This is a genomic window from Nocardiopsis exhalans (genome assembly GCF_024134545.1).
Lineage (GTDB): Bacteria > Actinomycetota > Actinomycetes > Streptosporangiales > Streptosporangiaceae > Nocardiopsis > Nocardiopsis exhalans.
On record NZ_CP099837.1, the window covers coordinates 5,657,978 to 5,679,460 of the forward strand.

The following is a 21,483-nucleotide window of genomic DNA, read 5'->3' on the forward strand; positions in this document are numbered from 1 at the left end:
GCAAGGCAATGGACTTGTTCGTACGGTCTACCGCTCCGTCGCGGAATCGATCACCGGAAGCTGAACGGCGAGCAGAGTGACATCATCGTCCTGCTCATACCCTTCGAGCATGCTCTCAACAAGGTACTCCAGCATCTGCTGTGGATCGCCCACCACTTCGGGCTGAGCCGCGGACGCCACCCTGACGAGTTCGTCGAGACCGGCGTCGACGGATCGTTTGCGGTTCTCAACCAGTCCATCGGAGTAGAGGGCGACAGTGTTACCGGGTTGGACGAAGAATTTGTGATGACCCCTCGGAGAGCTGACGCCGAGCGGTGTGTCGGGCTCGGTGTCGAGCAGCGAGGGCCCGGCGTTCCCGGCGACCACGAGCGGCGGAAGATGACCCGCGTTGCTGAGGTCGAGCTGTCCGGTGACCGGGTCCAGGACGAAGTAGACCAGGGTTGTCACCTGGTCCATTCCCTCTGTGGCCGTGAACATGCGGTCGAGTCCGGTCAACACATCGGCTGGTTCGGGCATGGAGAACGCCAGTGCACGCAACGCGTTACGGATCCGACTCATTCCCGCGGCGGCCTGGATGCCCTTGCCCATGACGTCGCCGAGGACCCCGGCGACCCGGCCGTCGGACAGGAGGAAGGCGTCGTACCAGTCACCGCCCACCTGCACGTGCTGTGAGCCCGACCGGTAGTAGGCGGCCAGGCGCACCCCGCTCACCTGGGGGAGCTCCTCGGGCAGCAGGCTCCGCTGGAGCTCCTCGGCGGTGCTGTGTTCGCGTTCGTAGACGATGGCCCGGCCGATCGCCAGGGCGCACTGCCCGGCGAGCGCCTCCAGGAAGACGCGTTCCTCGTCGGTGACGTCGCGCTGGGCGTCGAAGGAGAAGCGCAGGGCCCCGATGGGGCGGCCCGCGGCCATCATCGGCAGCGCCACCCAGGCGCGCTCCCCGGTGCGTTCGAGCAGGGCCTCGACCTCGGGCGCGTTCTCCGTGAGCTCGCGCAGTTCGGCGGGGCTGGCGGCCAGGCTGGGCGTCTGCTCGGCCACCGCCCTGGCCGCGACGTCGGGGTAGTCCAGCGAGAACCCGCGCTCGGGCAGGCCCACCCAGCCGTCGGCGGAGAGCATCCGCAGGCGCAGCCGGTCCCGGTCGAAGAGGGCCACGGAGGTGTGGTCGGCGCCCACGCCGGAGCGGCCGATCTCGGACATGGCCTGGACGACCTCGTCAGCGGTGAGCGCCTCAGCGAGGTCAGAGGTGGCCTTCTGGAGGCGGGCGGTGCGCATGGCCGCCTCGCTGAGCTGCTGGTTGAGCCGCTGGCGGAGTTCGTCGGCCTCGCGCTCGGTGGTGATGTCGACCAGGGTGCCGACCCACTCGGCGGTCTCCGCGCCGTCCATGATCGGGTTGGCGCGCGCCCGGTAGTGGATGTGGCCGCCCGCACGGGTGCGCACGCGGAACATGGCGTCGAAGGGCGTGACGTCCAGGACGGCGTCGTCCCAGGCGCGTTCGACGCGGGGCCGGTCGTCGGAGTGGAGTGCGTCGAGCCAGCCCCGGCCGAGATAGGCGTCCAGGTCCTGGCCGGTGATGGTCCGCCACTGGGGGCAGTCCTCGCGGATGTCGCCGCCGGGGCCCGCGGACCAGACGATCTGGTTTCCCGCCTGGAGCAGGGCGCGCAGGCGCTGATCCTCGCGGTGGGAACCGTCGTCCTCGTGGTCGCGGGCGGCGATGAGCGCGATGTGCTGGTCCCCGTTGGTGGGGTCGTTGACCGGGAACCAGGTCAGGTGCCAGGTCTGCCCGGAGGGGGTGCGGTGGCGGCCGCGTACGGCGTGGCCGCTCTCACGCACGCTCCGCACCGAGTCGCGGTGGGCGGCGGCCCCGGCGGGGTCGTCGGCCTGCTTCAGGGCTTCGTCGGGGGTGCGGCCCAGGCAGCGGGCGGGGGTGCTGCCGAAGACGGTGGCCATGCGGGGGTTGATGGAGACGAAGACGTCGTCGGGACCCAGGAGTGCGAATCCGATGGGGGCGTCGGTGAGGAGGGATTTCACCGCGTCTGGCAGTTCCGCCACACTGATCCGGGGTGGGGGAATGGACGTCTCGGCGCTCAACTGCTCGACACCTCCGGAACCGTCGGATTCCCCAGCCGTGTTTCGATGGGGGTTTTTCTGGACCGCGTGGTCCCCTGCGCACCTGTGCCCACCGGCCGTTCGCGACGGCGCTGTGGCGCGGGGTACGCGGCGCCGATTCCGGTCGGGGGCTCCACGGCTCCCAGGAGTCACGCTCCATGACTCCTCTCGGCCGCTGCCACGGCTCAAGCATAAGACACACCGGCTCACACGCAACGGCCGTCGGTGCGGGGGACCTACCGTGGACACGGAAGGTAAACGTTAGGCCACAGGACCCCCTCGACACAGCCGACCGGGGGTTTTGCGGGCGTGTTTTCCCATAATTACCAACGACGAGCAAGGGTGGCCGGTTTGCGGCGAAATCTTCGAAACGGGACTGTTATATGTCCGAAACGTCCTTTTCGTCTTGTTGACCTGCGGTGATGGTGTGACTCACGTAAACGGCACCTCCCCCAGGTTTTATCAACAGCGTGCCGCGAGAGGGGTTGACAGTCCGTCCAGAACAAGTGGAATGGGTGGAGGTCACCGTCCAGGCCATCTTCAGCTAGGGGTGTGAGCGAGAATGCTCCAGACCTTCCCGGTCCAGGATCTCAGACAGATCTCGGCGAGGCTTCACGACGAGTTCAGCGGGCTGTCCCCCCGCTGCGTCGAGCGCTGTGTCAGCGACACCTGGAACTGCGTCGAACACCTGGGCATCACGGTCACACCACACCTCGTCGAGCGGGTCGCCCGCGAGCACCTCGAGGCCATGGTGAACTCCGTGCCGCCCTCAACCGTACGAAAGAGCGTTCGCCGGCCGGGAACCACGCTGTTCACCGGCCACCGCGCGGTTCCCGAACCGCGCTGAGCCGACCGGTGCTGGGACAACACCGAGCCGACGCACGGAGTCGGGCACGGACCCCTGAGGTCCGTGCCCGACTCCGTGCTGTCCGCAGGTTGTCATCACACCGGCCACACGAACCAACCTCCACCTGGTTTTCGGCGGGGTGCCCGGTCCTTCAGTGCCGGGGTGAATGCCCGCTCCCGCCTAGCGGGGCAGGAACAGGTGAAACGCCCCCAGGGCGGTTCACCGTCTCACCCCACCATCCGGTTCGAGGATCCCCAGATCAAGAACATGACCCGCTCGGCCAAGGGGACGGCCGAAGAGCCTGGTAGGCGGGCGGCTCAGAAGAGAGGGTTGAACCGGGCGATCCTCGCCCAGGGCTGGGGGCTCCTACGTACCCGGACCGGCCACAAGGCCCCGGGCCGGGTGCAGGACGTGCCCGCCAGGAACACCAGTCTGCGATGCAGTGACTGCGATTGGATCGACAAGAACTCACGCGAGAGCCAAGCGTCGTTCGTCTGTTCCAACTGCGGTTTCTCCTGCAACGCGGACCTGAATGCCTCACTCAGTGTCGCGGCAGGACAGGGCGCAAGCCCCGGGTCCAAGACCTGTGTCGGAGGGACACCACCCCGCAAGGGGATCGAGTGTCCGTGAACCTCAGCAGCTCCCGTTCTTGTGAGCAGGAGCTGCTGGAATCCCCCTCTTGCGGGAGTGGGAGGATGTCAAAAGCGGGAGCACACCCTGTTCCAACTGGCATACGCTTCAGACCGTGCCCTCCCCTTCGCCCTCACCCACCGGCCCCGACGTTCCCGCCGCAGCCTTCGAGGAGATGCTGCGCGCGGCCAGAGCGCTGCTCGCCATGCGGCACCCGCTCGACGCCGAGCTGGCCTTCAGTGAGCTCCTGGGCACCTGGTGGGGCGAGCGGCTACCCGGGGTGGACGTCGAGCGGCTGCTCGGCGAAGGGCTGATCACGCACGCCACCGCCTCCGGCAAGCCGGCGGGGCTGGGCGTGCTGGCCGCGATCACCGCACTGGGCACCTCCGCCTCCCAGCGGGAGCTGGCCGAGCAGGGGATGATCGCCCTGCGCGAGCGGGGGTTGCAGGCTCCGGCCTGGGCCGCCCAGCTCGGCGCGGTGACCCCCGTGGCCGTGTACGTCAGCAACGACCGCTTCGGCGACACCGACGACGTCGTGTGCCTGTTCAGCCGGGACGCGCCGGACAGCAGTGGCTCGCTACCGCCCGAGCACGCGCTGATCCTGGTCCTGGACCACAACAGCGGCGGGCTGCTGCGCGACGTGTGGGTGACGACCAAGGTGGACCTGCTGCTCGAACAGTGTCGGGAGCGCGCCCGCGGCGACGACTTCGCCTACTTCGAACAGCTGGAGCTGAGCGAGGCCAGGGCTCTGCTCTCCCGAGCCCTGGAACGCACCGAACGCGTGGTCACGGGCGCCGCCGCGGACCCTTCCGCCGGGCCCACGGTGGAGCCGGTGGGGATCTCCGCCGCCGACCTGACCGGGGGTTCGCTGGCCGCGCACTTCGCGCTGGTCGCCTCCCGGGTGCAGCGCCTCCCCCACCCGCCCGAGGGAGTGCCGACCTCGCCGGTCCCGGTGTGGCGGCGCGACAGCCGCGCCGTACTGGCCGCCCGGTTCCTCGCCTCGGACCAGGCGGCCGAACTCTCGGACTCCTACGCGGCGAGCCGCTGCGCGGACCACATCATCGCGCACGGCTGCGACGTGGACTCGGGGCGGCCGCTGCGGGTGAGCCCGCGCAAGGTGGAGTCGTTCCTGCTGCACTGGCTGCCCGGCCGGGTGGTGCTGCTGCCGGAGGAGCAGGAGTCCATGCCGCACGTCCTGGCGGCCTGGGTGCGCTGGGCCGGTTCGCGCACCCAACTCCCGGAGGCCCTGGTCGGCGCGACCCTGGACGCGGTCTGGGAGACCACCTCGGCCTTCACCAAGACCTACCGCGACCCGGCCCGCCCGCTGGGCCTGCGCCAGGAGGCGGTGCGCCGCCTGCTCCCGGACGGCGACTTCGCCTCCCTGGCCCGCCGGATGTTCGCCTTCCCCCTGTTGGCCAGCGAGATCGTCACGGGCGCGCCGGAGGAGTTCGACCCGGACACCTCCAAGGGCCGCCGGGCGCTGCTAAGGCTGGACCACTACGGCGAGTACGAGGCCGCCACCCCGCACAACGGCCGCCACCACTCCACCGGCCAGGACCGCTGGTACCGCCCGGTCACCGGCAGGGACCCCGAGCGCGAACGCGAACTGGACCGACACGAACGCCTCGCCAAACGCCTGTGGGACGGCCGCCCGGCCAACCTGTGGGCGGCGGCCCGCCGAATGCTCGACCACGGCCAGGACCGCCCCACGGTCCTGGCCACCCTCACCGAGGTCCTGTTCAGCGCCACCAGCGAAAGCGACCTCCGCCGCCGTCTGGACGCCCTCTGAGGGGCGACCGCTGGAACCTGGCCGAGATGGACACCGGCCACTGGCCCATGTTCTCCCAGCCGAACGAACTGGCCGGGCTCCTCGTCGATACGGCCGAGAATGCCGAGGCCGTGCGGATCCTTGAAGACATCAAGCAGGGCCGCGAGCAGGTCTTCAGCCACGATGAGGTGTGGGGCGCACAGGGCTAAGCCCCTACCGGGGAATTCGGGCGCTCAGGCGAGCATCCGGTCCTTGAGCCCCTCGATCGTCCCACCCGAGAGCTTGAGACCGTTGACGACGTAGTTGTCGAAGGAACCGTAGAGCTCGTCGATGTGCGAGTAGGCCGTGTCCAGGTAGTCGGCGCGGACGCGGGTCATGGGCTGCACGTCCTCCCAGGGCAGGCCGCTGTGCCGGGACAGCTCGCGCATCCAGAAGTCGGTGTTGGCCTGGCGTTCGTTGCTGGTCAGGTAGTCCTTGGTGACAGCCGCGCGCTCCACACCGAGAAGGGTGAGCAGCAAGGCGGCGCCCCAGCCGGTGCGGTCCTTGCCCGCGCTGCAGTGGAAGACCAGGGAGGTGGGGCCCTTGGCGGCGCGTTCGACCAGGTCGCGGTAGCCCTCCAGGGCCTCGGCGTCGGAGACCAGTTCGCGGTAGACGCCGAACATGAACCGCTCGGCCGCTCCGTCGCTGAACATCGCGCGGGCCCGCTCCGGGTCCGCGAGCGTCTCGACGAAGTTCGCCCCCGCCGCCTCGGCGTTCTGGACACCGACGGCGGCGTACTCCGCGCCTTCGGGGACCAGGTCCGGGAGGCGGTCGCGTTCGTGGTGGGTGCGCAGGTCGATCAGCTGGCGGATACCGAAGCCGTGGTAGGTGGGCAGGTCCTGTTCGGAGATGCTGTGCAGGGCGTCGGAGCGGAAGAGGAGACCGTCGCGTACGGTGCGGCCTTCCTTCGTGCGGTGACCGCCGAGGTCACGGAAGTTGGGGGCACTGGGGAGGAGGAAACCGTCATTCTTCACGTCCGTGACGATACCTACCGCCCCGGTGCCCCGCCAGAGCCAGGTCAGGCCTTCCCTCGCATGGCCTCGATCTCCGCCCCCGCCTCCTTGACGTCCTTGGCGGTGTCCACGCCGCGCCAGAAACCGTCGATGCGGTAGGCGGCCAGCTTCCCCTCCTTGGCGAGGTCGGGGAAGGTCGAGGACTCGTGGTCGCCCTTGACCGGCAGGAGCGGGGTCAGCCCCGGTTCGAACAGGTAGACGCCCGCGTTGATCCACACCGGCAGCAGAGGGCTCTGGGTGAAGCCCTCGATACGGTCGTCCCCGTCGACGTCGACGATGCCCCAGGTGGTGCGGAACTGGGCCAGGGCCAGGGTGCCGAGGCCGCCCTTGGCGCGGTGGCGCGCGGTGAGTTCGTCGAGGGGGAACCAGGTGAGGACGTCACCGTTGAGGGCGAAGTACGGGGCTTCGGGGTCGCGCAGCCCGGTGGCGGCGTAGCGCAGGGCACCGCCGCGGCCCAGCGGCTCGTCCTCGACCAGCAGGGTGATCTCGGGTCCGCCCTGCCGTGCTTGGAGGTGTTCACGCAGGACCTCGGCCTTGTACCCGCAGGAGACGACGACCTGCTCGACTCCGTGCGAGGACAGCCACTCCAGCTGGTAGTCGATGATGGGCCGTCCGGCCACCTCCACCATCGCCTTGGGGCGGGTGTCGGTGTAGGGCCGCAGCCGGGTGGCCTGTCCACCGGCGAGGATCAGGGCCTGCTTGACGGGGGACGCGGAGGATGAGGGCGAAGCGGTCATGTACTGGACAGTAGCAGGACGGGGTGCCGCAATCCCTAGCTGTTCTGGGTGGCGTCGGCGTAGGCCCTGCGCACGTCCTCGCTGGTGACCACGGTCAGCTCGGCCGCCGTCGCCGCCTCCCCCACCTCCTGGGAGACCCGCAGGTCGCGGTGGGAGCAGGCCCGCTCGTAGAGCGAACGGGCGAAGCGGCCGTTGCCCAGTTCGTCGATCCACCCGGTGGCGCACACGTGCGTGAAGATGCTGTGCAGGTCCTCGCGCGCGGTGTCGTCGAAGACGTCGCCGGTGCGGGCCGCCACGGTGTCCGCGATCTCGGACAGCTCCTCGGGGCTGTAGGACGGGAACCGCACCCGCACGTTGAACCGGGAGGACAGCCCGGCGTTGGAGGCCAGGAAGCGGTCCATCTCGTCGGTGTAGCCGGCCAGGACCACCACGAGGCGGTCACGATCGTCCTCGGCCCGCTTGAGCAGGGTCTGGATGGCCTCGGCTCCGAACGCGTCGCCGCCGCTGTAACCGGGGTTGACCAGGGAGTAGGCCTCGTCGACGAACAGCACCCCGCCCAGGGCGCGGTCGATCAGCCGGTTGGTCTTGACGGCGGTCGCGCCCAGGTGCTCACCGACCAGGTCGGCGCGCTGGGCCTCCACGACCTCGGCCCGGCCCAGCATGCCCAGAGCGGAGAAGACCCGGCCGAGCACGCGCGCGACCGTGGTCTTGCCGGTGCCGGGAGGACCGGAGAAGACGAAGTGGCGCATCGGCGGCTGGTGCGGCAGGCCCTGTTCCTCGCGCAACCGCGCCACCCGCAGCTGCGCCACCAGGGAGCGCACCTGTTCCTTGACCGGTTCCAGGCCGATCATGCCGTCGAGTTCGGCCATCGCCTCCTCCAGCCCCGGGGACTCCCCGAAGCCCGGCAGGCGGGAGGTGAGTTCGGTATAGGCGGTCTCGACGTCGGTGGTGAGCACGGTGACCAGGGCGTCCGGGCTGGGCCGGAGCGCGGGTTCGTCACCGCTCACCCCCGAGGTGACCACGCGCACGTCGCGGGCCTGGGAGGCCTTCTCCACCATGGAGCGGGCGAAGCGGCCGTTGCCGAGCTCGTCGATCGCCTCGCGCTGGACCGCTTGTTCGAACCGCTGCCGAAGCGTGCGGGCGGCCTCGGGTTCGAGGAAGTCCCCGCGCTGGGCGACGAGATTCTCGGCGATCCGGAGCAGCTCGGCGGAAGAGTAGCTGGGGAAGCTGATCCGGGTGGCGAACCGCGAGGCCAGACCCGGGTTGGAGGCCAGGAAGGCGTCCATCTCCTTCTCGTAACCAGCCAGGATGACGACCAGTTGGTCGCGGTCGTCCTCGGCCCGCTTGAGCAGGGTCTGGACGGCCTCGTTACCGAACCGGTCGGCCTGGCCGTCACCCTCGTTGACCAGTGAGTAGGCCTCGTCGACGAACAGCACCCCGCCCAGGGCGCTGTCGATGAGCTCGTTGGTCTTGATGGCGGTGGCGCCCAGGTACTCGCCGACCAGGTCGGCGCGCTGGGCCTCCACGACCCGGGATGTGGGCAGGAGCCCGAAGGAGTGGAAGATCGTGGCGAGGGTGCGGGCCACGCTGGTCTTGCCGGTACCCGGCGGCCCGGAGAAGACCAGGTGGCGCAGGGGACGCTCCACGCAGAGCCCGGCGTCGGCCCGTAGGCGGGCGGCCTCGATGGAGGCGGCGATCCCGCGAACCTGCTGTTTGACCGGGTCGAGTCCGATCATGTTCTCGAGCTCGGCCAGGGCCACGTCGACCGGGACGGGTTCCTCCTCGGCGTCGGCGCCGTCCTCGGCGGTCCTACCCCGGCGGGACCCGTCGGAGCCGCGGCCGCGCACGTTCTCGCCCCTACGGCCGGGGCCGGCGCCCTCCCCCGCCCCCGCGGGCCTGCGCTGTTCCCCGCCCGGTTGGGCCCCGCCCGACTGCGATCCGGACGTGCTGCCCCTACGTTTGTCGTCGTTCTCGCGGCTCTCCTTGGCCACCTGCCCGGAGGCGAGCAGGCGCCACAGCAGGCCTGCTCCTGCGGCGACGTAGAGCGCGGCGATCCCGGCACCGCCGGGGAAGGATTCGACGATCATGCCGAGCAGCGCCACGGAGAACCCGACGACGAGCCCCGCGGTGAGCGCGAGCAGGCAGGTGTGCCAGACGGGGAACTCACGGGCACGGCTGGCCGCCAGGACCACCAGGAAGGGCAACGGCAGGACCAGCAGGGAGACCGGCTGGGCGGTCAGCGGGATCTGGAAGAGCGGTACCGCGATGAGCAGCCACACCACCGAGACCACCACGGTGAGGAAGGCGTCGAAGGAGCGCATCAGGGCGGAGAACGCCACCAGCAGCAGCACGGTGCCGAGCACGAACCTGAACACGGGCAGGCTCAGGACGAGTGCGACGACGGCGACCACCGTGACGATCACCAGCGCCGCCACCAGACGCCGACCGAGGGGGATCCGGTGGTAGAAGGCGCGTAGGCGGTCCAGTCCCGAGGCGCGGTCGGCCTGCGCGGCGGCGGTGGAGCGCAGTTCGCGCGTCATCCGTAGCCCCTTCCTGCGTGGGGGTCGCGTGGTCGGCCCGGGGGCGGGCCGGGGTCGGAGGGGACCGACACCCGCGACACGGCCGTGGCTGTGGCCGTGAACGCGGCTGCTCGTGTTCCTTGGGGCAGGTGCGGTCGGCCACCCGTGCGGCAGGCGGGCACACCCCGGAGAACAGCCTTGCCCCAAGTGGGGCCGGATGTCCAGTGCGGAGCGGCGTGTCGCGGGTCCGCCCGGGCCCGCTCGGAGCCGCGGCTTCAGGGCGCCCTGGCCGAGGCAGCGGGTTCAGAGCAGCGGGATCTGACCGCCGGGGGCGGGGCGCACCCGGCGCAGGTGGCGCCATCGGGGCAGGTCGTCGAGGTAGGCCCAGCTCATTCGGTGATAGGGGGTGGGCCCGACCTCGGCCAGGGTGGCCCGGTGCGTGGGCGAGGGGTAGCCCGCGGCCTTCTCGAAACCGTAGCCGGGGTGTTCCTCGGCGATCTCGGCCATGAGGGAGTCCCGGCGTACCTTGGCCAGGATCGCGGCTGCGGCCACGCTCACGCAGGTCAGATCGCCCTTGACCTGGGTGCGCACCGGCCAGGGGCGGCCGATGAAGTCGTGGCGGCCGTCGAGGAGCACCGCGTCGGGGCGGGGTTCCAGGGCGTCCAGGGCACGGCGGGCCGCCCGGTGCAGGGCCTCGGTCATACCGACCTCGTCGATCTCGGCCGCCTCGGACCAGCCGAAGGCGTGATCGGCCACCCACGGCTCGATCTGCGCGGCGAGCTCGCGGCGCCGTTTGGGGGTCAGGCGTTTGGAGTCGGTGAGCCCGGCGGGCGGTTCGCCCTCACCGGGGACCGCGGCGCAGACCAGGAGGGGCCCGGCCCAGGCGCCCCGGCCCACCTCGTCCACCCCGGCCACCACACGCGCACCCGCGGCGCGGAGCTCGTTCTCGATCTCGAAGGTGGGCGCGGGCGGCGGGTCGCTCTTGCGGGAGGAGCTGTTCTGCTGGAGGGAGCTCTTCTGCTGGACGGAGTTGTTCTGTTGGCGAGTCGTCGGCACGCCACAACCCTAGAGCGGGCGGGTGACCTTCCGTGCCGGTTCGACCGAGGAGCTCCGGGGCCTGCCCGCACCGACGGGCCCAATCCGGTGGGTTTTGCGCGACTCTCCGAGAGTGACACCGGGTAAGTGCACGTTACTTTCGGTAGTTTCCGCTTGTTGGAACCGCCGCGCCGGGTTGCCGGGAGGAATGGACATGCAGCGCACCAGGCCGAGGATGCGGCCCGAACGCCCACCGAAACGATCCACCCGTCCTACCCGATCCGCCCTGGCCACCCGGTCGGCCAAGCCCGCCATCCTGCGCGGGCGCCTCTACGACGTCATCTCCGCCGCCACCCGCGTCGGCGTGGGCTGGGTGTTCGCCGAGTACGGCCTGGCGCTGCGCGGCCAGGAGGGTCTGGTCGCCGAGCGGCTGTCCGACGCCGGTATGCCCGTCGCAGCCTTCGCCGCACCGTTGGCCCCCGCCCTGTTGGTCGCGCTCTCGGTGGCCTTCGCCGTGGGCCTGCTCACATGGCTGACCGGGCCGCTCCTGGCCCTGTCGGCCGTGATCGGCACCCTCACCGTCGGGGCCGCGCACCTGTCCCCGTTCGGCTCCTGGGGAGCGACCGCGCTGGTCACGGCGGTGTGCGTCCTGATGGCGGTGGGTGGTGGACGGTGGTCCTGGGACTACCTGGTCCTCTCACCACGGCCCAGCGCGCCCCGACCTGTCCGGCGCCGGGCACCATCGACGACACAGGGGAAAGCTCCCGCTATTTCGCCCCGTCGCCCCGAACACGCCCCACCTCTGCTCTATCCTGTGGAACAGGCCGCACAACAACGGCCGTATCGACTGTGACGCGGCCCGTTCGAGCCCTTCGGCTGCCCCGGGACCCGCGTCACCACGACCCGGATTCGGTGGGGGGAACGTCATGTCCGCCTCAGCTTCCGGCCCGAACCCTGACGGGTCCGTGGCCAAGCTGATCGAGATCGCCGAGAAGCCGACGCTGGCGCAGCGGCTGATCAGTTGGGCCTCGCGCCCGCCCGGTCGGCTCTACATCCCCGCGTGCGGGGTGATCGGACTCGTCCTTCTCTTCGAGGACAGCATGCCGGCCGGGCACCTGCCCACGTTCGTCATCGGCATGGTCGGCGGGCTGCTCCTGGCCGGTATGGGCGCACTGCGCCTGGGGATCGCGCTGGCCGTCGCCCGTCCGATGATCCGCCACTACTGGCTGCGCTGGATCTCCGCGCCGCTCATCGCCTTCCTCTCGCTGGGCTTGGCCGTGGCCGACGTGCCCTTGCAGATGCGCGTGCAGGCCTCCGCCGAGCAGCTCCTCGAACTCCGCGACGAGGTCGCCGACCCCACGACCATCCCCCGCAACGGGGAGTGGACCGGGATGTACTCGCTGCGCAGCGTCTCGGTGACCGACGACGTCACCCACTACGAGGTGGAGGACGCCGGACTCTTCTACCCGGCCGGGCTGGCGCACAGCACCGAGGAGATCCCCGTCGGGGTCTTCGTGCCCGGCCAGGGGTCCCGGATCTACGAGCACATCTCCGGTGACTGGTACGTCTGGGTGGACCACTGATCCCCGCGGGCCGCGGAGCCTCGCGGCACCCCTGACTCGCCTCTGGTTCCACACCGCCTGGCAGCGCTCCTCCCGGAGACGCTGCCAGGCCTCCCTTATTCGGGGCCCCTTTCAGACGGCACCGCCAGACGGCACCGCCAGACGGCACCGCCAGACGGCACCGCCGGGGCACCGCCGGGGCACCGCCGGGGCACCGGCGGCCCGAGCTCTTAACCGGCTCTTTGCCGGGCGCTGCCCCGCTCCAACTCTTCTCTCACCCTCGGCGTGTACAGATGGGTGCGTCCCCCGGGAGACACCCCTCAAGGTTCTCCCCCAGGCAGCGCCGCCCCACCCGAGGAGAGGTTCCATGCGCGAGTTCGTGCTCACCCTTCACCTGCGTATCCACGATTCCATCACCGCGCTGCGCCGTGCCCACGCCATCGGTGACGACGACCTGGCCACCGCCCAGGCGGGAGAGATCGAGGACCTGGTGGAGATCGCCGCCCGGCACGGGATCGACATCGCCGGGTACGGTTCCCTGACCCTCAGCACGTGAGAGCGTTCCCTCCCCAGGCAGACGAGGGGCCCCGCGACACGAGATGTCGCAGGGCCCCTCGCACGTTCCTCCGTTGCCGGAAAGCACCAGTCGGCACGGTTCCCGAAGGACCCGGGCGGCACTGAGCCGGAGGTCAGCGACCGCGTCGGCCACCGTCCTGGCTGCCGCCGTAACCCTCACCGCGCTCGAACTGCTGGCGCATCGCGGTGTCCTGCTGGCTCTGGTGCTCCTCGGCCAGCTGCTGCTGGCGGGCGGCGGCCGCGGCCACCGAACCCTGGGCGCTGTCGAAGGCCTCCTGGGCCGCCGAAGCGCCCAGCGAACGGGCGGAGGAGCCACCCCCGCTGTTCATGACCTGCGGCAGCAGCTGGGCGGTGAGCAGGGTGGACAGGGCGGAAGCGTCACCGGAGCCGCCCTCGGTCTGCACCACGACCGGGCGCGGAGCCCGCCCGGCCAGGACGGCCCCCACGTCCAGGCGGCGTCGGGCCAGCTCGTACTCCAGCACCGCCCGGTTGTCCCGGTAGGCGGTGGCCAGACGCCGCTGCGCCTTGGCCTCGTTCTCGGCAGCGACCAGGTCGGCCCGGCCGCGCGTCTCGATCTCGTACCGCACCCGCTGGGCCTCGGTCTCCTGCTCCTCCAGCATCTGCGCCACGTCCTTGCGCGCCTTGTTGAGGGAGGCGTTGACCTCGACGATCTTGGCGTCGCGGGTCTTCTTGGAACGCTCGATGTCCATGAGCAGGGTGTCGATGCGGCGCTTGCGCGTGAGCTCCCACTCCTGCTCGTAGGCGACCAGCTCCTTGGCGACCCGCTCCCGGGTGGCCAGGTGCTGCTGGTACTGGTTGGGCAGCTGCACGTCCGGGATGTTGCAGCCGGTGATCTCGACGCCGTACTTTCTCAGCTGGTTGTTGAGCAGGCCGCGCATGTCCTCGACGTTCGAGCCGCGCAGGTCGTAGGCGGACTCGGTGTTGACCATGCGGCTGCGCTGGCGGATGGCGTCCTGCACCGCGCTGGAGAGCACGAGGTCGAAGTTGCTCGCACCGATGGTGAGGACGAACTTGTGCGAGTCCTTGATCCGGAACTTCAGGAAGAACTCGATCGACTTCAGCGGCACGTTCTCCCGCGTGGGGCAGGCCAGCACCGGGGCCGTGTAAGGGATCTCCGTGCTGGTGTCCACCACGAAGTCCACGCGCTTCCACGGGTGCCACAGGTAGTGCCGGCCCGGGCCGATGACCTGGGTGAACTTGCCGTACTTGGTGAGAATGCCGTCGGTGCCCTGCTCGATCTCCACGATCGCGCCGCGCCACCACCACAGGCCCCCGAGCAGCACGCTGAGCACACCGACGATCAGGGTCGGCACCGCAAGGGCGCCGTAGGCCACGCCGGACAGGCCGCTGCCGAACGCCGCGTTCAGCGTCATCATCAGCGCACTGCTGATCGCGAACAGGCCGAACCACACCAGGATGGTCCAGCGCAGTCCGCGGTTGTCACGCGGTATGACGACCGGGACGATCGCGCCCTGGTCACCGCCGCGCAGCAGCCCCGCGAGGTCACCCCACGAGGAGAGGGACTCCTTGATGTTGGAGCCGCCGCCGGGGTTGAAGGACTCACTCATCTACTGACCTCCCGGGTGCTGGCCCTCGGAACCGCCCTGCGGCCACGGGGGCGGCGGCGGGTTCTGCGGGTCCTGCGGGTTATGGAACGGGGCGCCGGAGGGCGGCGGGGCGTCGACCGGGGGCTGCCCTGCCGGTGGGGCCTGACCGCCGTGGGCGGCCGGGTCACCGTGCGGAGCCTGTTCGGCGGGCGAGGCGGGCTCGGTGTCCGGCGACGGAGCGGCCTCGGAGATGCGCTCGTCGATGGCCTCGTCGCTCACCGACTGGCGGATCTCCTCGACCAGGTCCTCGCCCGGGTCCTCGACGGAGGGGCCGCGGCGTGCGTTGGCCTCCTCCTCGATGAGGGCGTTGATCTCCTGCTCGCGCTGGGAGATGCGGGCCTTGATCTCGCCCAGACGCTCACGGACCGCGGCCATGTCCTCATCGGAGAACAGGGCGGTGTCGCTCTGACCGATGATCTCCTGGGCGATGCGCAGGTAGTCGACACTGGCACCGTCGCCCGAACCGATCCGCAACACCTGCGGCAGGCTGTCCGCGACCGACTCCAGCTTGTCCAGGAGGTTCTCCCGGAACCGGTAGTTGAGGATCTCGGGCGCCTCGGCGGCGCTGACCGCGCGGATGTCCAGGGCCTGGGCCTGCAGCAGCGCGGCGTTGGCGTTGGCCTCGGACTCGGCCTCCACGAAGCGCTGGCGGGCGGTGGCGCGCGCCCGGTTGGTCTCACGCTCCAGGGCGGTGTCCATCTGCGCCTGGTACTGGGCGATGTCGGCCTGGATCGCGGAGAGCGTCTCGTTGAGGGTGGCGAGCTCCTTGTTCAGGTCACCCTCGTTCTGCTCCTTGCGCAGCTGGAGCTCGTACTCGAAGGTGTAGGCGTCCTTGGCCACCCGCACCATCTCCGGCGCCGCCAGGTCCATCCGGTACTCCTGGCTGGAGGGCTCGGCGTGGGTGATGTTGGCGCTGGTCAGTTCGACGATCCCGTTGAACTGGCTGTTCAGGGAGGTCAGCAGTCCCTGGGTGCCCTCGCCGACCATGTCGTAGATCGCCGAGGCCTCCTGCTCGTAGATGAGACTGCGGGTGGTCTCGCTGATGGCGTTGTTGAGCTTCTCCTGGAAACCGTGGACGCCGCCCAGGGTGTAGACGAAGTCGTCGGGCTTCTTGATCTTGAACTGCACGAACAGGTCGACCGAGGCCTGGACGCCGCTCTTGGTGGGAGCGGACCGGATCGGCGCGTTGAACGGGTACTCGCGCTCGGTGTTGACGATGTAGGAGACGCGCTTCCAGGGGTTGAACAGCGTGACCCGGCCCGGGTCGAGAAGGCCCTCCATCTTCCCGAACCGCGTCATGATGGCCTTGCAGCCGTCCGGGACCATGACCATGCCCTGGCGCCACCACATGAAGCCGGTGACGGCGAGGGTGATGAGCCAGTAGTGGATCCCGAAGAAGGGGTTGAGCAGCGGGTTGGCGCCGGTGACCATCGCCGTCGCCGTCACCGTCGAGAACCCGATGACACCGATGACCACCAGGGCGATCGCCGGGAGCATCGTGACGAGGGTGCGTCCCCGGGGGGTGACCATCGGACAGATGACGTGAACGGGGCCGCTGCGACCGCGTTCGTAGTAGCTGCGGTTGAGGGCCTCGCCTGCGTTGTTGAGCGATGTGGTCTTCTGCTCGATACGGGTGTCGACGGACGAACCCTGCTCACGTGCGGCAACGAAGTCCTGCGGGTCGAGACCGCTCTCCGAACTCTGACCGGACCGCTGGCCGGCCCCCTGTCCGCCCACCTGGCCCGCGGCCTGTTGGACTGCGTCGGTCACGGCCTGACGCGGGTCGCCCCCCTGGGCTACCGCACTGGCCGCGCCGCGCACGGTCTGCGCGAACGACATAGGCATGCACTCCTTGTAACGGGACGTCGGGAACTATCAGCTTGGACGTTGCGTACTGTTTTCCGGTTCCAGGTCGGGACGGGAGCGACGCACGAGAAGGCGGTAGCGGTCTGTTCTTAGACTGGCACGTACACCAGCCGAAACCTATGGTTCGTGTCCTGAGCGTGACGCGGAATCAGCCGCCCGGTGACCGACCGCCCCGGCGGAACCGGACCAGGCCGGGGAGCACAACAGCCCTCGGAAACGACCCCGGACCGGGACACGCGCGCCGAATGGCGCGCCTCCCGGAGCGGGGATAGCCTCGGTCTGACCGAATCACGACAAACGGGGAGTTCTCGATGCCCGCGATACCCAGTGCTGCCCTCACCACGGCCGGTCTGATCGGCGGCTACTCTGTGGCCCGCGCCACCGGGAACCGGCCCCTGGGCGGGGCGGTCCTGGCCGGGTTCGGCGCCGCGGCCTTCGAGACCACGCGCCGCAGCTCGGGTCTGGGCACCGCGATCGCGCTGACCGGCGTGTACGTGGCCGCCTTCGGCCTGTCGCACCCGCTGGCCAGGAAGGTCGGTTCCTGGCCGGCGGTCCTGGGCGTGACCGCCGCGACCGCCGCCGTCGCCGTGGTGTCGGGCGATCGCTCCGATACCTGAGACACGGCGCGGCGGCGGTCGGGGGGAGGCCGGGCCCGCTACCGGCCGTGGATGTAGGCCTCCAGTTGGGCCCGGTCGTCCTCGAGGATCCGTAGACGGCTCTTGACCAGGTCACCGATGCTGACGATTCCCGCCAGCCGCCCCTCGGAGGTGACCGGGACGTGCCGGAACCGGCGCATGGTCATGTGTTCGCTGATCTCCTCGACGGTGTCATCGGGGGTGCAGGTGACCACGTCGGAGGTCATGATGTCGGAGACCGGGGCGGACAGCAGGTCCGGTCCACGGCGCTCCAGGTGTCGGACGACGTCACGTTCGGAGACGATGCCGACGAGCGTGTCGTCCTCCGCGGCGACGACCACGGCGCCGATGTTGTGACGGGCGAGCTCGGTGAGCAACTGCGCGACGGTCGCTTCAGGAGCGACGCTCACCACCTCCGGGCCCTTTGCCCGCAGGATCGCGGCTATCAGCATGGGAACCACCTTCCGCTGGCTGTCACCGGGTGCCGAAGGGTTACCCGCTCCCCTCCCCCGCCAACCACAGGTGTGGACCACGCCGCCGCCAAGAAGCCGTCACGAACTCAGAGGGGCACCACCGCGACCCTTTCTGATCTGGGCCGCTCCGGTTCCTCCACGAGCGCGGCCAGGTCCTCGGGATCGCTCGTCAGTACGAGGACCGGCCTCGGTTGCCGAAGCGCGGTGGCCGCCACCACGGAATCGATCGCGCAACGGTGACCGGACAAACCAGCTCTGCCAAGGAGCTCCCCCGAGGCCCTACCGATCTCTGGCGAGACCGGAACGACCTCGACTCTCGCCAGGACCCGGTGCACGGCGGCGTCCCTCGGACCGCCCCTGAGTACCTCGGTAAGGGTGAGCGCGCTGGTAACCACGCGTGCTCCTCTTCGCCGCGCGGCCTCGAGGTGAGCGCGGGCTCGCTTGTCCCCGTGAGAGAGCTTGGACAGCCCTTCACTGTCGAGGACGAGTGTGCCGCTTCCGGTCACTCGACGTCCGGCCATGCGCCCTCCGCCTCCGCAACCAGATCTTCCGGAACCTCACCGTGCTCCTCGTCGAGCAGCCCGACGAGCTCGGCCAACAGGTCGGACTCCAGTCGTTGGGCGACCGCCTCGGTTACATACTTGCTGAACTCCCCCCGCCCCACCCTCTGCTGGACGGCGGCGCTGAGGTCCTCTGGCATGGAGACGCTGATCTTGCGCGCACGACCGCCGGAGAAACTCGAGTCCTCCCGTGCACCGGACGGGACCGGTTCAGGTACGGCCCCGCCCAGTTCGCGCAGCGCTTGCGCGAGGGTGACCAGCTGGTCCCTGGACAATCCGCCACCAAGGCTTATAGACCCCGCATGAATCGCCTGAACGGCCGACTGACCGGGCTCCTGCTCGGCGGATCTGTATCCCGATTCCATAAGTTCAGCTCCCATGCAGGTGATGCTACCGGCGGTGGTAACTTCTTTCCCGGTGAATGAGGAAACACACCCGGGCCCCTGTTGCTTCCCGGTTCATCGGTGCCGCCCCAGGACGGCACAGGCTGGATTCGACCACAAAAAAAGGGGCGGCCGGATGGCCGCCCCCTCGGTTCTCCACCTCTCCCGGTCAGCTGCAGCCGCTGGTGGCTCCGCAGCCCTCGCAGGCGTAGCAGCTGCCGGAGGGCCGCATCTTGGTACCGCAGGTGATGCACAGCGGGGCGTCGGCGATGAACCCCTCGGACGGGGCCACCCGGGGTGCCCGGGGCTCGGAGCGCTCCTCCCGCGGGGACGCCGGGGCCTCGGCCGGGGCCGCCGACTGCGCGTACGACTCCACCTGCACCGCGGTCTGGGCCGGGTCCTCGCCGTTGAGCCGGGCCTCGCGCTCGGAGGCGGACAGCACCCCGAGGGCGGCCCGCTCCTCGTAGGGCAGGTGATCCAGGGCCAGGCGGCGGAAGATGTAGTCCACCACCGACTGCGCCATACGGATGTCCGGATCGTCGGTCATGCCCGCCGGATCGAAGCGCATGTTGGTGAACTTCTCCACGTAGGTCTCCAGCGGAACCCCGTACTGGAGCGCGATGGAGATGGCGATGGAGAAGGCGTCCATGACCCCGGCCAGGGTCGAGCCCTGCTTGCCGAGCTTCATGAAGACCTCACCGAGCCCGTCGTCGGGGTAGGAGCCCGCGGTGATGTACCCCTCGGCTCCGCCCACGGAGAACGAGGTGGTCTCGCTCGGCCGCTTCTTGGGCAGCCGGCGCCGCACCGGCCGGGGCACCTCGACGACCCTGGGGACCTCCTCCTTACCCTCGTCCCTGCCCTCGCTCCTGGCCGTGGACAGCGGCTGGCCCACCTTGCAGTTGTCGCGGTAGACCGCCAGCGCCTTGAGCCCCAGGCGCCAGCCCTCGTAGTAGATGTGCTCGAGGTCGGCGACCGTGGCCTCCTCGGGCACGTTCACCGTCTTGGAGATCGCCCCGGACAGGAAAGGCTGGGTGGCCGCCATCATCCGCACGTGCCCCATGGGTTCGATGTAGCGGCGCCCCATGGCGCAGTCGAAGACCTCGTAGTGTTCGGGCCTCAGCGACGGTGCCTCCACCACGTGCCCGTTCTCGGCGACGTACTCCACGATCGCCTCGGCCTGCTCGTCCTGGTACCCGAGGTTCTTCAGAGCCCGCGGGATCGCCTGGTTGACGATCTGCATGGACCCGCCGCCGACCAGCTTCTTGTACTTGACCAGCGAGAAGTCCGGCTCGATCCCGGTCGTGTCACAGTCCATCATGAACCCGATGGTCCCAGTGGGTGCGAGAAGGCTGGCCTGGGCGTTGCGCCAGCCGTGGCGTTCGCCGAGTTTGAGGCACTCGGCCCACTCCTTGGTGGCGGCCTCGTGGACGGGATCCTCCAGGGCGCCGACGGTGCGCAGGTCGTCGTTGGCGGCGGCGTGTTTGCGCATGACGCGCTTGTGGGCCTGCTCGTTGCGCCGGTAGCCCTCGTAGGGACCGACCACCCCGGCCAGTTCGGCGCTGCGGCGGTAGGCGGCCCCGGTCATCAGCGAGGTGATCGCGGCGGCCACGGCGCGCCCGCCCTCGGAGTCGTAGGCGTGGCCGGTGGCCATGAGCAGGGCACCCAGGTTCGCGTACCCGATGCCGAGCTGGCGGTAGGCACGGGTGGTCTCGCCGATCTTGTCGGTGGGAAAGTCGGCGAAGGTGATGGAGATGTCCATCGCCGTGATCACCAGCTCGGTGAGCCGGGTGAACCCCTCGACGTCGAACGTGTCGTCCTCACGCAGGAACTTCAGCAGGTTGACCGAGGCCAGGTTGCAGGACGAGTCATCCAGTGACAGGTATTCACTACATGGGTTACTTGCGCTGATGCGCCCGGTTTCGGGGTTGGTGTGCCAGTCCTGAATGGTGCCGTCGTACTGGATGCCCGGGTCCGCGCACTCCCAGGCGGCGCGGGCCATCCGGTGGAAGAGGTCCTTGGCGTCGACGGTGGCGATCACCTCGCCGGTGGTGCGGGAGGTCAGCCCGAACTCCGAGCCGGTCTCGACCGCGCGCATGAAGGCGTCAGAGACCCGGACCGAGTTGTTGGCGTTCTGGTACTGGACGCTGAACATGTCGTCACCGCCCAGGTCCACGTCGAACCCGGCGTCGCGCAGCGCCCGGATCTTGTGCTCCTCGCGGGACTTGGTCTCGACGAACTCCTCGATGTCGGGATGGTCCACGTCCAGCACGACCATCTTGGCCGCCCGCCGGGTGGCCCCGCCCGACTTGATGGTCCCGGCCGAGGCGTCCGCGCCGCGCATGAAGGAGACCGGACCCGAAGCCGCACCGCCGGACGAGAGCAGCTCCTTGCTGGAGCGGATCCGCGACAGGTTCACCCCCGCGCCGGAGCCGCCCTTGAAGATCAGCCCCTCCTCCTTGTACCAGTCCAGGATCGACTCCATGTTGTCGTCCACGGAGAGGATGAAACACGCGCTCACCTGGGCCTTAGCACTGGTCCCCACGTTGAACCAGACCGGGGAGTTGAAGCTGAACAGCTGGTGGGCCAGGGCGTACTTGAGTTCGTGGTCGAAGACCTCGGCGTCCTCCTCGGAGGCGAAGTAGCCGTGGGCGCGACCGGTCTCGGTGTAGACGCCGACGACGCGGTCGATGAGCTGTTTGAGGCTCCACTCGCGCTCAGGTGTGCCGACGGCTCCGCGGAAGTACTTGCTGGCCACGATCTGGGTGGCGTTCACCGACCAGGGGACGGGGAACTCCACGCCGCGCTGTTCGAAGTTGACGGTGCCGTCGCGCCAGTTGGTCATGACGACGTCGCGGCGTTCCCATTCGAGGGTGTCGTAGGGGTGCGTGCCCGCGGTCGTGTTGACCCGCCGCATCCTGAGCCCCTTGCGTGGCCCCTTGCCCTTGCGCCCCACTGGACCGCGCGTGGTTTCCGTCATGGCAGCGTCTCCCCGAAAGTACGTTCATGCGCGGACCGGCGTCGACCGCGCGGGCGTTCATGTGTGTTCGGGGTGGTGCGGGGGTACGGCGGTGTCCTTGGCCGTGCTCCCGCCCACCTTCGGGTGGCCGTT

19 protein-coding genes are annotated in these 21,483 nt (G+C 69.7%); 8 read left to right on the plus strand and 11 right to left on the minus strand.

Annotation, left to right across the window (positions count from 1 at the left end):
- Positions 1-27 precede the first annotated feature (27 nt).
- Positions 28-2,085 carry a SpoIIE family protein phosphatase gene (locus NE857_RS24995; RefSeq protein WP_254417920.1) on the minus strand — a complete coding sequence of 686 codons (2,058 nt, stop codon included), beginning with the start codon at positions 2,083-2,085 and terminating at the stop codon, positions 28-30.
- 580 nt (positions 2,086-2,665) lie between these two features.
- Between NE857_RS24995 and NE857_RS25000 the strand changes: the two genes are divergently transcribed.
- From NE857_RS25000 to NE857_RS25015, 4 genes are all read left to right on the plus strand, one after another.
- Entirely contained in the window at positions 2,666-2,950 is a 285-nt protein-coding gene (locus NE857_RS25000; RefSeq protein ID WP_254417921.1) for a three-helix bundle dimerization domain-containing protein, read from the plus strand.
- A 267-nt stretch (positions 2,951-3,217) separates the two neighbouring features.
- Complete coding sequence (locus NE857_RS25005) at positions 3,218-3,580, plus strand: transposase (RefSeq protein ID WP_254422085.1); 363 nt, start codon at positions 3,218-3,220, stop codon at positions 3,578-3,580.
- Between the two features lie 175 nt (positions 3,581-3,755).
- Positions 3,756-5,369, plus strand: a complete 1,614-nt coding sequence (locus NE857_RS25010) for a hypothetical protein (protein WP_254422086.1) — start codon at positions 3,756-3,758, stop codon at positions 5,367-5,369.
- A 26-nt stretch (positions 5,370-5,395) separates the two neighbouring features.
- The gene (locus NE857_RS25015) at positions 5,396-5,557 is read left to right on the plus strand and encodes a hypothetical protein (RefSeq protein WP_254417922.1); all 162 of its coding nucleotides are present in this window, start codon (positions 5,396-5,398) and stop codon (positions 5,555-5,557) included.
- Positions 5,558-5,581: 24 nt separating this feature from the next.
- Here NE857_RS25015 and NE857_RS25020 read toward each other — a convergent pair whose 3' ends face one another.
- From NE857_RS25020 to rnhB, 4 genes are all read right to left on the minus strand, one after another.
- Positions 5,582-6,361: a tyrosine-protein phosphatase gene (locus NE857_RS25020; RefSeq protein ID WP_254417923.1), complete on the minus strand. Its 780-nt coding sequence runs from the start codon at positions 6,359-6,361 to the stop codon at positions 5,582-5,584.
- A 44-nt stretch (positions 6,362-6,405) separates the two neighbouring features.
- Positions 6,406-7,137, minus strand: a complete 732-nt coding sequence (locus tag NE857_RS25025) for a nucleotidyltransferase family protein (protein ID WP_254417924.1) — start codon at positions 7,135-7,137, stop codon at positions 6,406-6,408.
- 35 nt (positions 7,138-7,172) lie between these two features.
- Positions 7,173-9,677 (minus strand): AAA family ATPase, encoded by a 2,505-nt coding sequence (locus NE857_RS25030; RefSeq protein ID WP_254417925.1) that lies wholly within the window; start codon positions 9,675-9,677, stop codon positions 7,173-7,175.
- A gap of 282 nt (positions 9,678-9,959) precedes the next feature.
- Positions 9,960-10,607 (minus strand): ribonuclease HII, encoded by a 648-nt coding sequence (rnhB, locus tag NE857_RS25035; protein ID WP_254422087.1) that lies wholly within the window; start codon positions 10,605-10,607, stop codon positions 9,960-9,962.
- A 298-nt stretch (positions 10,608-10,905) separates the two neighbouring features.
- Between rnhB and NE857_RS25040 the strand changes: the two genes are divergently transcribed.
- The 3 genes from NE857_RS25040 to NE857_RS25050 all read left to right on the plus strand — a co-directional run bounded on the left by NE857_RS25040 (position 10,906) and on the right by NE857_RS25050 (position 12,809).
- The gene (locus NE857_RS25040) at positions 10,906-11,544 is read left to right on the plus strand and encodes a DoxX family protein (protein WP_425572137.1); all 639 of its coding nucleotides are present in this window, start codon (positions 10,906-10,908) and stop codon (positions 11,542-11,544) included.
- A gap of 73 nt (positions 11,545-11,617) precedes the next feature.
- Positions 11,618-12,274 (plus strand): hypothetical protein, encoded by a 657-nt coding sequence (locus NE857_RS25045; protein WP_254417927.1) that lies wholly within the window; start codon positions 11,618-11,620, stop codon positions 12,272-12,274.
- Between the two features lie 346 nt (positions 12,275-12,620).
- Complete coding sequence (locus tag NE857_RS25050; protein ID WP_254417928.1) at positions 12,621-12,809, plus strand: hypothetical protein; 189 nt, start codon at positions 12,621-12,623, stop codon at positions 12,807-12,809.
- 133 nt (positions 12,810-12,942) lie between these two features.
- Here the strand turns inward: NE857_RS25050 and NE857_RS25055 are convergent, their stop codons facing one another.
- Positions 12,943-14,418, minus strand: coding sequence for an SPFH domain-containing protein (locus tag NE857_RS25055; protein ID WP_254417929.1), 1,476 nt, complete (start codon positions 14,416-14,418; stop codon positions 12,943-12,945).
- Positions 14,419-16,296: an SPFH domain-containing protein gene (locus tag NE857_RS25060; RefSeq protein WP_254417930.1), complete on the minus strand. Its 1,878-nt coding sequence runs from the start codon at positions 16,294-16,296 to the stop codon at positions 14,419-14,421.
- Between the two features lie 338 nt (positions 16,297-16,634).
- Between NE857_RS25060 and NE857_RS25065 the strand changes: the two genes are divergently transcribed.
- Positions 16,635-16,940 (plus strand): hypothetical protein, encoded by a 306-nt coding sequence (locus tag NE857_RS25065; RefSeq protein WP_254417931.1) that lies wholly within the window; start codon positions 16,635-16,637, stop codon positions 16,938-16,940.
- 38 nt (positions 16,941-16,978) lie between these two features.
- Here NE857_RS25065 and NE857_RS25070 read toward each other — a convergent pair whose 3' ends face one another.
- The 4 genes from NE857_RS25070 to NE857_RS25085 all read right to left on the minus strand — a co-directional run bounded on the left by NE857_RS25070 (position 16,979) and on the right by NE857_RS25085 (position 21,351).
- On the minus strand, positions 16,979-17,410 hold the full coding sequence (locus tag NE857_RS25070) for a CBS domain-containing protein (protein ID WP_254417932.1): 432 nt from the start codon (positions 17,408-17,410) through the stop codon (positions 16,979-16,981).
- A 107-nt stretch (positions 17,411-17,517) separates the two neighbouring features.
- A complete protein-coding gene (locus NE857_RS25075) occupies positions 17,518-17,952 on the minus strand; it encodes a type II toxin-antitoxin system VapC family toxin (RefSeq protein WP_026117004.1) in 435 nt (144 codons plus the stop codon).
- Positions 17,934-18,266, minus strand: a complete 333-nt coding sequence (locus NE857_RS25080; RefSeq protein ID WP_254417933.1) for a hypothetical protein — start codon at positions 18,264-18,266, stop codon at positions 17,934-17,936. Before NE857_RS25080 ends, NE857_RS25075 begins: the two co-directional genes overlap by 19 nt.
- Positions 18,267-18,543: 277 nt before the next feature.
- Complete coding sequence (locus tag NE857_RS25085) at positions 18,544-21,351, minus strand: vitamin B12-dependent ribonucleotide reductase (RefSeq protein WP_254417934.1); 2,808 nt, start codon at positions 21,349-21,351, stop codon at positions 18,544-18,546.
- Positions 21,352-21,483: the final 132 nt, after the last annotated feature.